Source organism: Nocardia sp. CA-084685, from assembly GCF_050955785.1.
In the GTDB taxonomy this organism is placed as follows: Bacteria; Actinomycetota; Actinomycetes; order Mycobacteriales; family Mycobacteriaceae; genus Nocardia.
Genome location: NZ_CP192094.1, coordinates 9,331,899 through 9,345,411, shown reverse-complemented (window position 1 = coordinate 9,345,411; position 13,513 = coordinate 9,331,899). Strand labels below are relative to the sequence as shown.

Sequence of the window (13,513 nt, the reverse complement as noted above, 5' to 3'; positions counted from 1 at the left end):
GTATTAGCTCTTCACACCACCCGCGGTGAGACCGGAGATGATGCGGCGCTGGAACAGCAGCACCATGATGACCAGCGGAATCGTCACCATCGTGCCCGCGGCCATGATCGCGGCGTAGGGCTGCACGAGCGGATTGTTGCCGGAGAAGCGCGCGATCGCGACGGTCACCGGTTCGGTCTTATCGCTGGAGAGCAGCCGGGCCAGCAGATATTCGTTGACCGATGCGATGAACGCCAGGATCGCGGTGGTGAATACCGCTGGGGCGGCCAGCGGCAGCATGACCAGCCGGAAGGCCTGTGTCTTGGTCGCGCCGTCGATGCGGGCGGCTTCTTCGAGTTCCCATGGCAGTTCGGCGAAGAACGAGGCGAGGATGTAGACGGTCATCGGCAGCACGAACGAGATGTTCGGAATGATCATCGCCTGGTATTCGCCGATCCAGCCGAGGTTGGTGAACAGCTGGAACAGTGGGGTGACCAGCACGACCACCGGGAACATCGATGCGGACAGGATCAGCCCGGAGACCAGATACTTGCCTTTGAAGGTCAGCCGTGCCAGCGCGTAGGCGGCGAGCACGCCGAGCACCAGCGCGACCGCCGTGGTCACCGCGCCGATGATGACGCTGTTGAGCAGCGCCTTGCCGAAGTCGTTGCCGCGGCTGGTGTCGAAGGCGTTGCGGAAGTTCTCCAGGGTGACGTGGGTGGGCCACGGCGTGTTGTCGAAGGTGTAGACCGGATCGCGGAATGCGGTGACGGCCATCCAGTAGAACGGAGCCAGACCCCACACCAGCACGATCAGCGCACCCAGATACAGCCGAACCGAACCCAGCCGCTTGGTCCAAGGAGCCTGTGCCGCAGACTTTTTGGTGGTCACGGTGGTCATCAGTGCGCCTCCCGCTGTTCTTCCTGGGTCCGAACGGCATTGGCGCCAAGAACCTTTACCAGCAGGAACGCCACCGCGAAGATCAGCAGGAAGGTGATCGTCGACAGTGCCGCCGCGCTATTGGGACCTTGGCGGACCTGTTCGACCACCAGTGCCGAAATCGGGCGGGTGGACGGGTTGCCGAGCGTCATGATCGCGGGCAGGTCGTAGAGGCGCAGCCCGTCCATGGTGCGGAACAGCACCGCGACCAGCAGCGCGGGCTTGAGCAGCGGCAACGTGATCTGGGTGAAGCGTTGCCAGGCCGAGGCGCCGTCGACCTTCGCGGCCTCGTACACATCGGCCGGAATCACCTGCAGACCGGCCAGCAGCAGCAATGCCATGAACGGCGTGGTCTTCCAGACATCGGCGGCGATGACCGCGAACCGCGCGGGCCAAGCTTCCGAGGTCCACAGGATGTGCGTGCCGAAGATCCGATTCACCACGCCGTCGTACTGGAACATGAACTCCCACAGCCGGGCGGTCACGGCGGTCGGAATCGCCCACGGCACCAGCACCGCCGCGCGCAGCAGGGCCCGGCCCTTGAAGGTCTTACCCATGACCATGGCCATGCCGAGCCCGAGGCTGGCCTCCAGGGTCACCGTGATCACCGTGAAGAACAGCGTCACGCCGACGGCCAGCCAGAACTGCGAACCGAGGTTTCCGGTCGGGCAGGACACCGTCTCGCCCGCCGCCTGACACTGCTGCAGCAGCCAGTGCGTGTAGTTCGAGAAGCCCGCGCTACCGCCCTCGACGAACATGCCGGTCGACGGGTCGAGTCCAGGATCCTTCTGGAACGACATGTACAACGCGCGGAAGACCGGATAGCCAACGACCACCGCCAGGGTGATCAGCACCGGCGTGACGAATAACCACGCCCTACCGGAACGCCGCAACTCCAACGCCAAGGTGCCACCGAATCCGCGCTTGGTCGGCAGATCGCCGTCGCTCGACACGCGAGTGGCCGTTCCCGAAGGATCCGACACCGTTTCTCTCTCCTACGGGGTGGTCGGGTCCGCTCTTGTACTCGCTACGATCCGGCTGTCTCGATGCCCTTTTGCATACCGTTGATCGCGTCGTCGACGGACTTGGTTCCGTTCAACGCAGCATAAGCGTTGTCCTGGATGGCCTTCGACACCGCCGGGTAGAACGGGGTAACCGGACGCGGTACCGCGTTGGCGATCGAATCCTTCAGCGCGGGCAGGTACGGCATCTTCGCGATCAGCGCCGGATCGTCGTACATCGACGCGCGCACCGAGGGCAGCGCACCGGCCGCGACGATGTGCTGGGCATCCTCGCTGATCAGGTAGCGCAGGAAGTCCAGCGCGGTGGCCTTGTTCTTGGAGAACGCGCTGATAGCCGCGTTGTAGCCACCGAGGGTGGAGGCGCCGACGCCGTTCTCACCGGGCAGCGGCGCGACGGCGAACTTGTCCTTGACCGCGGAGGATTCCGCACCCGCGTCACCGAAGGTGGACGGCCAGTTGCGCATGAACAGCAGCTTGCCGGTGTTGAAGGCGTTGGCGCTCTCCGGCTCCTTGAAGGTGATGGCTTCCTTCGGGATATCGCCGTTGCGGTAGGCGTCGACGAGTTCCTTGAGTCCGGCGCGCGCCTGCGGCGTGTTCACGGTCGGGGTCTTGCCGTCGGCGCCGACGAAGGTGCCGCCGTAGGCGTTGATGGCCTCGGCCGCGTTCACCGTCAGGCCCTCGTACGGTGCCAGCTGGCCCGCGTAGCAACCCATATTGTTCTGCTTGGCGATCGGGCACTGCGCCAACATCTCGCTCCAGGTTTTGGGCGGATTCGGCACCAGATCCTTGCGGTAGAACAGCAAGCCGCCGTTGGTGTTTCGCGGTGCGGCGTAGAGGGTGTTGTTGTAGGTGGCGCTGGCGACCGTCGGGGACAGCAGTGCCGAGGTGTCGATGGAGAAGGTGTCCTTCAGCGGCTGGATCCAGCCCTTCGCGGCGAATTCCGCGGTCCACGGCACGTCCAGGGCGACCACGTCGTAGCTGGACTGCTTGGAGCGCATGTGCTCGACCAGATCGTCGTACTGCTGCGAGGCGTCGTTCGATTGCTCTTTGAAGGTGACCTGCTCATCCGGGTGCGAGGCGTTCCAGCGCTCGATCAGCTGCTTGACCGCGCCGGTCTCGGTGGTGTCCTTGCCCTCGACATAGGTGATCGGGCCGCGACCGGTGAGGTTCTGGCTGGATGGAGTGCCGCCGTTATCGCCGGAGCAGGCACTGGTGAACGTCGCCGTCAGCAGCGCAACGGAGGCGGCCGCCAACGCCGCTCGCGGTACGAGCGACGAACGTAGGGACGTCACCTTTTTCAAAGCCATCGCGAACACTCCAAGGTCGAGACGTGAGCAGCAGCACACCCTGCAGGTGCACAAGGCAAGATACATGGTTGTTATATGTGACGCAGCAGTTGCATGGCAGCGCCCGCGGCGGTGCGTGTTCGCGGCCCCCTTCTGTCTCGCGGCTGACCCTTTCGAGCGACCTGCAAGCAGTCGCTAGCGGCACCGTCGAGACTCGCGACTGCGTCGTCTGTGCTTCGACGACTCGGCCGCGAGACGGGCCGCGAACTCCTCGCTGGTAAGGCTCGCTCCGTGTGGGCTGGGTCAGGTGTCACAGTTCCGCGAATGCTGTCGCTCGTTAGGCTGTTTTCGATGACTTCGCCGAATGCGGTTCCGGACCGGATGCTCACCCGGATCGGTGGGTTGCTGCGCCAAGCCGAATCGACCGATAACGAGCACGAGGCCGAGGCGTTTCTGGCCGCGGCTCAACGGTTGGCGACCAGGTCCTCGATCGACCTGGCGATCGCCCGCGCGCATATCGCCGGACGTGAGCGCAGGCCGACGCCGGTGCAGCGAATGATTCCGATCGGCGAACCGGGCAAGAAGGGGCTGCGCACCTACGTGCAGTTGTTCGTGGCGATCGCCGCGGCCAATGATGTGCGCTGCGATGTTGCGCGCACGTCCACGCAGGTCTATGCGTATGGCTTCGACTCCGATATCGACACCTGTGAAGCCCTTTACGCCAGTCTGCTGGTGCAGATGGTGCGTGCGTCGGATCAGTACATCAAATCGGGGCAGTATCGCTCGGCCACCGTCGAGAAGATCGTCACGGAGCAACGCTGGGGGCGAAAGGTGCGGCGGCGTGTGCAAGCGCCGGTGGCAGCGGTTACCGCTCGGCTGAACTTTCAGATGGCGTTCGCCGCGCGAATCGGCCGCCGCCTGGCCGAGGTGAAGGCGGAGGTCGAGGCCGAGGTGGTGCCCGAAACCGTCGCGACAAGTACGGCATTGGCCCTGCGCAATAAGGAAATCGAGCTCACCGACTTCTATAAGAAGACCTCCGATGCTCGCGGTACCTGGCGCGGTCCACAGGCGTCTGCCGGACATTCCGCAGCCGCCCGGCGCGCGGGTGATCGGGCAGGGCGAGCCGCGCGGTTGGGTGCCACGCCCGAACTCGGCGCCGCGCGTGCGCAATTGCCCGGAGGCGGAGTGACGTGAGCGAGTCGGGTGAGTCGGCGGGGGTTTCGTCGCGCGTGTATTCGCGAGCTGAGCCGATGAAACTTTCGGCGCTCTCGGGTGGTATCGGGTCATCCGAGTCCGCGGGTACGGGCGAATGAGCTCGGTCCGGTGAGTGCGCGAGATGGCCAGCGCGCCAAGGTATATGACGCCGAGCAACTGGTGCGGAGGGTATTCGATCGAGCTGACGAAAACGGTAATCGCACAGTAGAGATCTACGGTTCGCACCTCACCCTGCCGATCGAGCGCCGCTTCGCCTCGGTCGAATCGGTGCAGACCTACACCGATAAGGTGCTGAGCCTCAATTGGGTTCGGGCGCAATGGGACCGCGCCGCGACACCCGTCCGGGTCCGCTCCCGCGCCGGAACCGCCGCCGCCCACTACGAGGCCGCGGACGCGGTGCTGGCCGTCCCCTTGCACACCGGCGCGACCGCATGGGCCCTGCGCGAATTGGTGATCCTGCACGAACTGGCACACCACCTCGAGCCCGCCGCCGCATCCGTGGCTCCACACGGCCCCGAATTCTGCAGTCGCTACTTGGAACTCGTCGACGGCATTGTCGGGCCGGAAGCCGGGCTGGTCCTGCGGTCGAGCATGCTCGGCTGTGGTGTCCGCTTGAACTGAGGCCGCTGCTTCGCCCGTCGTGTTTACGATTGCGCCCGCGGCTAATTGATCGTTGGGCAGCGAGCTCGCGGTATCTGTCTGACGGCACGCCTCGTCCTGTGGTCGCGCGTGTTCGGCTGTGGTGTCCGCTCGAGCTGAGGCCGCTGCTTCGCTCGTCGTGTTTACGATTGCGCCCGCGGCTAGTTGATCGTTGGGCAGCGAGCTCGCGGTATCTGTCTGACGGCACGCCTCGTCCTGTGGTCGCGCGTGTTCGGCTGTGGTGTCCGCTCGAGCTGAGGCCGCTGCGTCGCTCGACCGCGTCGTGTTTGCGGGTAGTTGACCGTTGGGCAGCCCGCCGTGTCCGGCTGATGTCTGATGTCTGGCCGAGTTCGTGCGTCGTGGCCGCGGCTGCGCTACGCCGACCCGTCGGGCCGATATGCCGAGTTCCTACTGGTTGCGTACTACTTTCGCGACTCGGTCACCGGGGCGGGAGCAGTGCGCGGACCCGGGTCAGGCGGCCTTCCCACCATCGGGTTCGTGCTGGGTCGGGGTGGCTGTACTGCTTCAGTAGTGCAGGGTCGGGTGTGGGCGGGGTCTTCGGGACCGGCATGAAGCCGTCGACCGGGCGCAGTGATTCGGATACCAGGTCGCCGTCGAGGAGTGACAAAGTGCCCAGGCCGCAGGCGAATTCGAGGTCAGGGAGGGCACTCGCGAGGGCGAGTTGGGCGGCCAGGCCGACGCTGGTTTCCAGGGCGGAGGAGACCACGCACGGCAGGCCGGCGGCCTCGGCGACCTGTAGTGCGCGGCGGACACCACCCAATGGGGTGCATTTGAGTACCGCGATATCCGCGGCTCCCGCTACCGCGACGCGCAGGGGATCCTCGGCGCGGCGAATGGATTCGTCGGCGGCGATTCGGACATCGACACGGCGGCGCACCGCGGCCAGTTCCTCGATGGTGCGGCACGGTTGCTCGACGTATTCCAAACCGCCTGCGGCACGGTCGATCTGCTTGATGTGTGTGACGGCGGTCTCGACATCCCAGACCGCATTGGCATCGACGCGCACCGATCCGTTCGGCCCCAGCGCATCCCGGACCGCCTCGACCCGTGCCAGATCCTCGTCCAGCGAATCGGGATGATCGGCGATCTTCACCTTCGCGGTACGGCATCCGGATCCGGCCACGATCGCATGCGCCCGCTCCGGACCCACCGCGGGCACCGTGCAATTGATCGGAATCCTGTCCCGCACCGGCTCCGGCCAGCCCACCGTCACCTGCTCCACCGCGGTCGCCAACCATCCGGCGGCTTCCCGATCGTCGTACTCGGGAAACGGGCAGAACTCCCCCCAGCCGAGCGGTCCGCTGATCAACATCCCCTCGCGCACCGTTATGCCACGGAACCGGGTCCGCATCGGAATGGCGTAGACGAAGGTTTCGGTCATCACATGCAGCCTAGCGAGGCCGGTGCCCACGCCCATGCTGTGCGCCGCCACAAGGGCCGAGGTGATCGGCTGCCGCGCCGCCACCGCTGGTCAGGCGCCCGCGGCACCTGGCAGGGCAACAAAACCCCCTCGGCGGCGAAACGGCCCACTCCCGCATACTCATTCACCATTGCGCAAAGGCTGTGCCCTCTGCGCGGCACTCACTAGGTGTGCGTCAGCCGGATCGTCGGCGCACGGAGTTGGGCCGCCCCCGCGGCCAACTTCGCGTCAGCCGCTCTCGGCTCCCGTCGGCCCGAGGTCGACCGTGTGGCCAGCCGTCTCCCGGGCACGGTGCCTCGAGGTTGGACAGACGATCGCCATGTACAGGCGCGGGTGAACATCGAGAAGGTCCGCCAGATCTGGCTGGCTGGTACGTGCGGCGCGGAGTCAGGAGATACCCGTCATGCTGGGGGGTATGGGGTCGGGTCGATGGGAGCCGCGGCTGGCGAGTGCGGTTCGGGCGGTGCTCGGATCTGTGCTCGCGGTCGGATTCGGCTCGGTGGCGGTCGCTGCAGTGCCGCTGTATGAATTTCTCGGGCGCGATGCCGATCCCGATGGTGGTGTGCGCTATTTGCCGGTCGCGTATTGCGTTGCGTGGGCGGGGATTGCGCTTTCCGTGGTTGCGGTGGGTATCAGGGTGGTGGAGAAGATTCGCCATCGACGGCGTATCGCTTGGACACCATTGGTGGCGGTGCCACTTATCGCCGAGTCGTGGTTGGTCGGCTTTTTGATTGCGGTAGTGCTGGTTTCGATCTGAGCCCGCCGGAGCCCGCCCGATCGAATGATCCGTGTCGACCTGCGACATCGCGGCACCGATCCGGGATCGGTGCCGCGACATCGCTGACTCAGAGTCGTTCGATAATGGTCGCGTTGGCCAAACCGCCCGCCTCACACATGGTCTGCAAACCGTAGCGCGCGCCGCGCTCCTGCATGGCATGCACCAGTGTGGTCATCAGACGTGCGCCGGAAGCGCCGAGCGGATGACCGATGGCGATGGCGCCGCCGTTGACATTCACCTTCGACATATCCGCATCGGTGTCGTGTGCCCAGGCCAGCACCACCGGCGAAAATGCCTCGTTGATCTCGACCAGATCGATATCGGACAGCTGAAGTCCGGCGCGCTGCAGCACCTTTCGCGTCGCCGGGATGACGGCGGTCAGCATGAGCAGCGGATCATCACCGGCCACCGCGAAGCTGTGCAACCGGGCCAGCGGCTTCAGTCCGAGTTGCTCGGCGCGTTCGCTGGTCATGATCAGCACCGCGGCACTGCCGTCGCTGACCTGGCTCGCGGTCGCGGCGGTGATCTGCCAGCCGATTTCCGGGAAGCGCGCGGCCATGGCCTCGTCGTAGTAGGCGGGACGCAGTTTGCCGAGGGTTTCCAGGGAGCTGCCGACCCGGATGCCCTCATCGGTTTCCAGTCCGGCTATGGATGCGAGCTGACCGGCGAACGAGCCGTTCTTCGTTGCCAGCGCGGCCTTTTCGTGGCTGCCGAGGGCGAATTCGTCGAGCTGGCTGCGGGTGAGTCCCCAGCGGGCGGCGATCAGTTCGGCGCTGATGCCCTGGGACACCAGACCCTCCGGATAACGCTCGGTGAAGCCGACACCGGAGAAGTCTTCGGATCCGATCATGTTCGCGCCCATGGGAATTCGTCCCATCGACTCGACACCCGCCGCGACCACGATGTCGTACGCACCGGCGATTACACCCTGTGCGGCGAAATGAATGGCCTGCTGGCTGCTGCCACACTGGCGATCGACCGTGGTCGCCGGTACCGATTCCGGATAGCCCGCGGCCAGCGCGGCACGCCGGGTCATATTGGCGCCTTGCTCGCCGATCTGGGTGACGATGCCGCCGATCACATCGTCGATGAGCGCCGGGTCGATGCCGCTGCGGTCGACTACCGCGCGCAGGCTGTGGGCCAGCAGGTCCACCGCGTTGACGTTGTGCAGTGCCCCGTTCGGCTTTCCCTTGCCGATCGGCGTGCGTACCGCTTCGACAATGACCGCGTCTCTCATGGTGGTCCCTTTCGAACCGTGAGCCGAGCTCCTGTGCCTGGCTCTATTGACTTATAGCCAGATTAACGCCTGGGTATAGCTAGCTCAAGCCAGATATCGCTATGATGTTCGTCATGGCAGCCGTAATGGAAGGACCGTTGGCAGATCTGAGCGCGTGGAAACCCACGGAATGCTCGATTGCGAAGGCGATGGATCTCATCGGTACCCGCTCGGCGGTCCTGATCCTGCGTGAGGCCTACTACGGCACCACACGCTTCGACGGTTTCGCCGCCCGGGTCGGCATCACCGACGCCGCGGCATCCGGCCAGCTCCGCAAGCTCACCGCGGCGGGGCTGCTCGTCAAACGGCCGTATCAGGATGAGGGCAAGCGGACCCGCCACGAGTACGTACTGACGGAAATGGGCCGTGGTCTACTGCCCGCGGTGCTCGCGCTCATGCAGTGGGGCGATACCTACCTGCAGTCGGGGCCCGCGCCGCTGCTGCTGGTCGAGGAGTCGAGTGGTGCACCGGTTCGAGTTCAGGTCCGCAGTGAAAAGGGGCGCGAGATCGACTTGGAAGAACTCGGGGTCAGGCTCAACCCCGACTATGTACGTGCCCGATCAGCGAAGTGATTGTGCGGAGGTCACCCGAGCGTTGGGGCCGGTCGATCGGCCCGTAGCGTCGCCACATGCTGGTGCTGTCGCGCTGACTTACGTTGTGCGCAGCGCTGAGCTGCGTTGGTGCTGAGACGCTGACTTGCGCTGGTGCCGCACAAACGATCCGGTTGGTGCCGCACCGCTGACGCCGACCTGGCTGGTGCCGCAGCGCTGACTTGCGCTGGTGCCGTACCGATGATCCGGTTAGTGCCGACCGCTGACGCCGCCTGCCTGGTGCCGCCGCGCTGACTTGCGCTGGTGCCGCGCTGACGACGACCTGGCTGGTGCCGCAGCGCTGACTTGCGTTGGTGCTGAGTGTTGATCTGCGTCGTGCCGTATCACGCGATCCGCGGTGGTGCGTGCCCGATAACTGTGCCGCTCTGGTGCCGCAGCGCTGACTTGCGCTGGTGCCGTACCGATGATCCGGTTAGTGCCGACGCCTGACGCCGACCTGGCTGGTGCCGCAGCGCTGACTTGCGCTGGTGCCGTACCGATGATCCGGTTAGTGCCGACCGCTGACGCCGCCTGCCTGGTGCCGCAGCGCTGACCTGCACTGATGCCGTACCGATGATCCGTTTAGTGCCGCACCGCTGACGCCGACTTGCCTGGTGCCGCAGCGCTTGCCCGCGCGGGCAGCTCAGCCGGTGACAACCGCGTAGTTGATGTCCTCGGTGCCGAACTTGTTGTAGAGGTGAACCCACAGCAGGACAAGGGGTTCGGTGCTGCGGGCGGTTACGACGCCGCCGAGATCGATGATTTGTTCATCGGTCCAGCCGAAAGATTTCAGCAGGTCGGCGACCTCGGATTTGGCCGATTCGTCATCGCCGCTGAGAAAGACGTTGTGCCGACCCGGAATTCGGGACGGGTCGACCATGAGCTGATTGTTCATGGTGTTGAGGGTCTTCACCACGCGCGCGTCCGGGAAGGACTGTTGGATCTGCTCGGCGACGCTGCCCGCCTGCGGCGTGGCCAACTTCGGTGGGAATCCGGCGGAGAAATCCAGTGCGTTCGACACGTCAACAATGACTTTCCCGCTCAGATTCGCCGCACCCGCGGCGGTGAGCGCGGCCAGCGAAACGGTGCCGGACGTCGCATTGATCACCAATTCGGCATCGGCGGCGGCGTCGGCGAAAGTGCCATGGGCACCACCGGTTTTGCGCGCCCAATCGGTCGCCGCAGCATTATCGGCGGTGCGCGAGCCGAGCGTCACCGCATGCCCGAGTTCGACCAACTTGCTCGCCAGCCTGAGTCCGACCTGCCCGGTCCCCAGCACCGCTACCTTCATCGTCCGCTCCTCGCACCGATCCCAGTTCGAGTGCCGAGTTTACGAACGCGCTGTGGCCTTCGGGTGGCCTTCCGCCGTGGGCGAACGCCATTGGCGTTGTCTAGGTGAGCGCGGCGACGCACGCGCAGCACCTAGACTCGTTCGAAAATCCGAGGGGGAGATATGTCGTCTGCATCGTCGCGCAAGTGGGGGTGCCTATTGCCATTGGCTGCTGTGGTTCTCATATTCGCGGGCTTGGGTCTCTATATGAAACTTCTGTCCACGTACGAGGAGTCGCATCCAGCCGCGGCCGCTCCGCCCGACTTGTGCGCGGCGATCGGTACCGGCCTTTTCGAGCATTTGGTGCCGGATGGCGTGCCCGAGCCCGAGGGGACCTACTCGTCGGATTCGGATGCGGCTTGCCAGTATCGCACCGCAAAAGACCGTCCCATCGACTCCGATACATATGGTTTCTCGCGAGTGCGGCTGCTGCGTCATGGCCAGGTCGGCTGGGACTCTGGTGCTGACCGCGCCGCTGACGCACTCGCCTCATCCTGTGCGAACACCAGCCTCGCCGGGCAGCTCCACACTACGAGCAGTCTCGGCGACGGGGCATGTACCGCCTACAACGATGAGGGCAAGGACGGTACCGCGACCGGTTCGGCCGTGATTCGACGTGGTGCCGATCTGCTCTGGGTGGACTATTACACGCACCCTGGCACCGCCGGACAGGCTCAGCAGGCGGTCACCGAAGTAACGCTCGCGACCCTGGCAGCAGTTCACTGATCGGACCACAGTGGTCGATCAATGCTTGAAATCTGTTCTGCGCGCGCACTTTTCGGATTCGGCGGAAAGTGCACGCGCAGCGTAGTTCAGGACAGGCGGTGGCCGTCTACAGCGGAGAAGAAGTAGGTGTGTTCCGGTGTGGCCGTCAACTGTACGCGAGTGCCCTTCTCCGGCGGATTACGCCAATCTGCGCGGGCCACAATGGTTTCGCCCGCGCCGTTCGTCGCGCCCTCGGCGATGGTGCGGCCATAGATGTACGCGTCGGAACCGAGCTCCTCCACCACGTCGACCTCCATCTGAATTCCCGACTTATCCTGCGCCGCACCGAATTCCAGGTGCTCGGGGCGGACGCCGACCACCACCGAACCTTCGGCGGCATCGGCGACCGATCGCGGCACCGACAGGGTGGCGCTGCCCAGCTGGACCGCGCCGTCGGCGACCGGCAGCGTGAACAGGTTCATCGCAGGCGAACCCATGAATCCGGCGACGAAGACATTCGCCGGATCCCGGTACAGATCGCGCGGTGTCGCGCACTGCTGCAGCAGTCCGTCCTTGAGCACCGCGACGCGGTCGCCCATGGTCATCGCCTCGACTTGGTCGTGCGTGACGTACACGGTGGTGGTGCCGAGGCGACGCTGCAGCTGGGCGATCTGGGTGCGGGTCTGCACCCGCAGCTTGGCGTCCAGGTTCGACAGCGGCTCGTCCATCAGGAATACCTGCGGCTGGCGCACGATCGCCCGGCCCATCGCGACGCGCTGACGCTGACCGCCGGACAGTGCCTTGGGCTTGCGATCCAGATACGGCTCGAGGTCGAGCAGTTTGGCCGCCTCCAGCACCCGGCGCTGCTTATCCGCCTTGGCGACCTTGGCGAGTTTGAGCGCGAAGCCCATATTCTCCGCGACGGTCATATGCGGGTAGAGCGCGTAGTTCTGGAACACCATGGCGATATCGCGTTCCTTGGGTTCGGCGTGGGTGACGTCGTTGGCGCCGATCAGAATGCGCCCGTCGTCGACATCCTCGAGTCCGGCGAGCATCCGCAGCGAGGTCGACTTACCACAGCCGGATGGACCGACCAGTACGAGGAATTCCCCGTCGGCGATCTCCAGATCCAGCTTGTCGACGGCGGGTTTGGACGAGCCGGGGTAGAGCCGGGTCGCACTATCGAAGGTCACGGTGGCCATGACAAATCACATCCCATCACCGGCAGGAACGTGCCGGACGATCCGAGTAAGGGTTGACCGGCGATATTACTGGATGTGCTCGCTTCGCAGGCGACAGCGCCACTCCCGGGCACAACAGTCTCTGCGAAGCGGAACCCGACGGCGATCTTGTGAATAGGGTTGCATTGGTTGAGGAGAACGGAACCAGACCGAGCGACGAGGAGCAGACGCATGACCCGACCGGTTCGCATCGGCGTACAGCTACAGCCCCAGCACGCCGCAGACTATGGACTCCTGCGCGATGCCGTACTGCGCGCGGAGGACGCGGGCGTCGATATCGCCTTCAACTGGGATCACTTCTATCCGCTCAGCGGCGACCACAACGGCGCGCATTTCGAATGCTGGACCATGCTCGGCGCCTGGGCCGAGCAGACCGAACGGATCGAGATCGGTGCGCTGGTCACCGGCGGCGGCTACCGCAATCCCGATCTGCTCGCCGATATGGCGCGCACGGTGGACCACATCAGCGATGGCCGACTTATTCTCGGCATCGGGGCTGGCTGGTTCCAGAAGGACTATGACGAATACGGCTACGAATTCGGCACGCCGGGAACCCGGCTCGCACTGCTGAAGGCGAATATGGCCCGGCTCACCGCACGGCTGAAGAAGCTGAATCCGCGGCCGACTCGCGATATCCCGATCCTGATCGGCGGCGGTGGCGAGAAGAAGACGCTGCGGCTGGTCGCGCAGTACGCCGATATCTGGCACACCTTCGCCGACCTCGACGCGCTCGCGCACAAGAACAAGGTGCTCACCGACCACTGCGCCGAAGTCGGCACCGATCAGGGGAAGATCGAGCGTTCGGTGCAATGGCCGGGTGCGGAGCGGGCGTCGACATTCGTCGGGGCCGGGGTCAGTCTGTTCACCATCGGGGTGAGTGGGCCGAAGTTCGATCTGAGTGAGGTCGAACAGGCGATTCGTTGGCGTGATGAAGTGAATCCGGAGCCGGTGAGAGGGCTGGCTTGATCCTGGTCCGATCTCCAGAATCGTGCTGCGTTGGATGCGTAACGCCGGTCGGCGATCGGGTTCGAATCATCGTGATCCGAATTCCGGGTGCGGGTCTTGGTGCCGC

13 protein-coding genes are annotated in these 13,513 nt (G+C 65.1%); 6 read left to right on the top strand and 7 right to left on the bottom strand.

What is annotated here, in order from left to right; all coding sequences use genetic code 11:
- Positions 1-3 precede the first annotated feature (3 nt).
- The 3 genes from ACQP2U_RS41295 to ACQP2U_RS41285 all read right to left on the bottom strand — a co-directional run bounded on the left by ACQP2U_RS41295 (position 4) and on the right by ACQP2U_RS41285 (position 3,247).
- A complete protein-coding gene (locus tag ACQP2U_RS41295; protein ID WP_397030877.1) occupies positions 4-879 on the bottom strand; it encodes a carbohydrate ABC transporter permease in 876 nt (291 codons plus the stop codon).
- Positions 879-1,853, bottom strand: coding sequence for a carbohydrate ABC transporter permease (locus tag ACQP2U_RS41290; RefSeq protein WP_433716769.1), 975 nt, complete (start codon positions 1,851-1,853; stop codon positions 879-881). Before ACQP2U_RS41290 ends, ACQP2U_RS41295 begins: the two co-directional genes overlap by 1 nt.
- 92 nt (positions 1,854-1,945) lie before the next feature.
- Positions 1,946-3,247: an ABC transporter substrate-binding protein gene (locus ACQP2U_RS41285; protein WP_433712582.1), complete on the bottom strand. Its 1,302-nt coding sequence runs from the start codon at positions 3,245-3,247 to the stop codon at positions 1,946-1,948.
- Between the two features lie 330 nt (positions 3,248-3,577).
- Here ACQP2U_RS41285 and ACQP2U_RS41280 point away from each other — a divergent pair, with 330 nt between their 5' ends.
- Together ACQP2U_RS41280 and ACQP2U_RS41275 are read left to right on the top strand one after the other, a co-directional pair.
- Positions 3,578-4,420, top strand: a complete 843-nt coding sequence (locus ACQP2U_RS41280; protein ID WP_433712580.1) for a DUF2786 domain-containing protein — start codon at positions 3,578-3,580, stop codon at positions 4,418-4,420.
- Between the two features lie 129 nt (positions 4,421-4,549).
- On the top strand, positions 4,550-5,062 hold the full coding sequence (locus ACQP2U_RS41275) for a TIGR04338 family metallohydrolase (protein WP_433712579.1): 513 nt from the start codon (positions 4,550-4,552) through the stop codon (positions 5,060-5,062).
- Between the two features lie 457 nt (positions 5,063-5,519).
- On the opposite strand, the gene ACQP2U_RS41270 is transcribed toward ACQP2U_RS41275, so the two are convergent.
- On the bottom strand, positions 5,520-6,482 hold the full coding sequence (locus tag ACQP2U_RS41270) for an o-succinylbenzoate synthase (protein WP_433712578.1): 963 nt from the start codon (positions 6,480-6,482) through the stop codon (positions 5,520-5,522).
- A 514-nt stretch (positions 6,483-6,996) separates the two neighbouring features.
- Between ACQP2U_RS41270 and ACQP2U_RS41265 the strand changes: the two genes are divergently transcribed.
- Positions 6,997-7,278: a hypothetical protein gene (locus ACQP2U_RS41265; protein WP_433712576.1), complete on the top strand. Its 282-nt coding sequence runs from the start codon at positions 6,997-6,999 to the stop codon at positions 7,276-7,278.
- Positions 7,279-7,366: 88 nt separating this feature from the next.
- Here ACQP2U_RS41265 and ACQP2U_RS41260 read toward each other — a convergent pair whose 3' ends face one another.
- Positions 7,367-8,536, bottom strand: coding sequence for a thiolase family protein (locus ACQP2U_RS41260; protein ID WP_433712575.1), 1,170 nt, complete (start codon positions 8,534-8,536; stop codon positions 7,367-7,369).
- Positions 8,537-8,637: 101 nt separating this feature from the next.
- Here ACQP2U_RS41260 and ACQP2U_RS41255 point away from each other — a divergent pair, with 101 nt between their 5' ends.
- Positions 8,638-9,147, top strand: coding sequence for a winged helix-turn-helix transcriptional regulator (locus ACQP2U_RS41255; protein ID WP_433712574.1), 510 nt, complete (start codon positions 8,638-8,640; stop codon positions 9,145-9,147).
- Positions 9,148-9,808: 661 nt separating this feature from the next.
- Here ACQP2U_RS41255 and ACQP2U_RS41250 read toward each other — a convergent pair.
- On the bottom strand, positions 9,809-10,456 hold the full coding sequence (locus ACQP2U_RS41250) for an NADPH-dependent F420 reductase (RefSeq protein WP_433712573.1): 648 nt from the start codon (positions 10,454-10,456) through the stop codon (positions 9,809-9,811).
- Positions 10,457-10,702: 246 nt separating this feature from the next.
- Between ACQP2U_RS41250 and ACQP2U_RS41245 the strand changes: the two genes are divergently transcribed.
- Positions 10,703-11,221 carry a hypothetical protein gene (locus ACQP2U_RS41245; RefSeq protein WP_433712572.1) on the top strand — a complete coding sequence of 173 codons (519 nt, stop codon included), beginning with the start codon at positions 10,703-10,705 and terminating at the stop codon, positions 11,219-11,221.
- An 86-nt stretch (positions 11,222-11,307) separates the two neighbouring features.
- Here the strand turns inward: ACQP2U_RS41245 and ACQP2U_RS41240 are convergent, their stop codons facing one another.
- Positions 11,308-12,402: an ABC transporter ATP-binding protein gene (locus tag ACQP2U_RS41240; protein ID WP_433712571.1), complete on the bottom strand. Its 1,095-nt coding sequence runs from the start codon at positions 12,400-12,402 to the stop codon at positions 11,308-11,310.
- 210 nt (positions 12,403-12,612) lie between these two features.
- On the opposite strand from ACQP2U_RS41240, the gene ACQP2U_RS41235 reads away from it, so the two are divergent.
- Positions 12,613-13,407 (top strand): LLM class F420-dependent oxidoreductase, encoded by a 795-nt coding sequence (locus tag ACQP2U_RS41235; protein ID WP_433712570.1) that lies wholly within the window; start codon positions 12,613-12,615, stop codon positions 13,405-13,407.
- The last annotated feature ends 106 nt before the right edge of the window (positions 13,408-13,513 follow it).

Coding starts and splice junctions, on each gene's coding strand:
- ACQP2U_RS41285 (WP_433712582.1), bottom strand. CDS start 3,247: ATGGCTTTGAAAAAGGTGACGTCCCTACGTTCGTCGCTCGTACCGCGA.
- ACQP2U_RS41280 (WP_433712580.1), top strand. CDS start 3,578: ATGACTTCGCCGAATGCGGTTCCGGACCGGATGCTCACCCGGATCGGT.
- ACQP2U_RS41245 (WP_433712572.1), top strand. CDS start 10,703: ATGAAACTTCTGTCCACGTACGAGGAGTCGCATCCAGCCGCGGCCGCT.
- ACQP2U_RS41260 (WP_433712575.1), bottom strand. CDS start 8,536: ATGAGAGACGCGGTCATTGTCGAAGCGGTACGCACGCCGATCGGCAAG.
- ACQP2U_RS41235 (WP_433712570.1), top strand. CDS start 12,613: ATGACCCGACCGGTTCGCATCGGCGTACAGCTACAGCCCCAGCACGCC.
- ACQP2U_RS41250 (WP_433712573.1), bottom strand. CDS start 10,456: ATGAAGGTAGCGGTGCTGGGGACCGGGCAGGTCGGACTCAGGCTGGCG.
- ACQP2U_RS41270 (WP_433712578.1), bottom strand. CDS start 6,482: ATGACCGAAACCTTCGTCTACGCCATTCCGATGCGGACCCGGTTCCGT.
- ACQP2U_RS41295 (WP_397030877.1), bottom strand. CDS start 879: ATGACCACCGTGACCACCAAAAAGTCTGCGGCACAGGCTCCTTGGACC.
- ACQP2U_RS41240 (WP_433712571.1), bottom strand. CDS start 12,402: ATGGCCACCGTGACCTTCGATAGTGCGACCCGGCTCTACCCCGGCTCG.
- ACQP2U_RS41255 (WP_433712574.1), top strand. CDS start 8,638: ATGATGTTCGTCATGGCAGCCGTAATGGAAGGACCGTTGGCAGATCTG.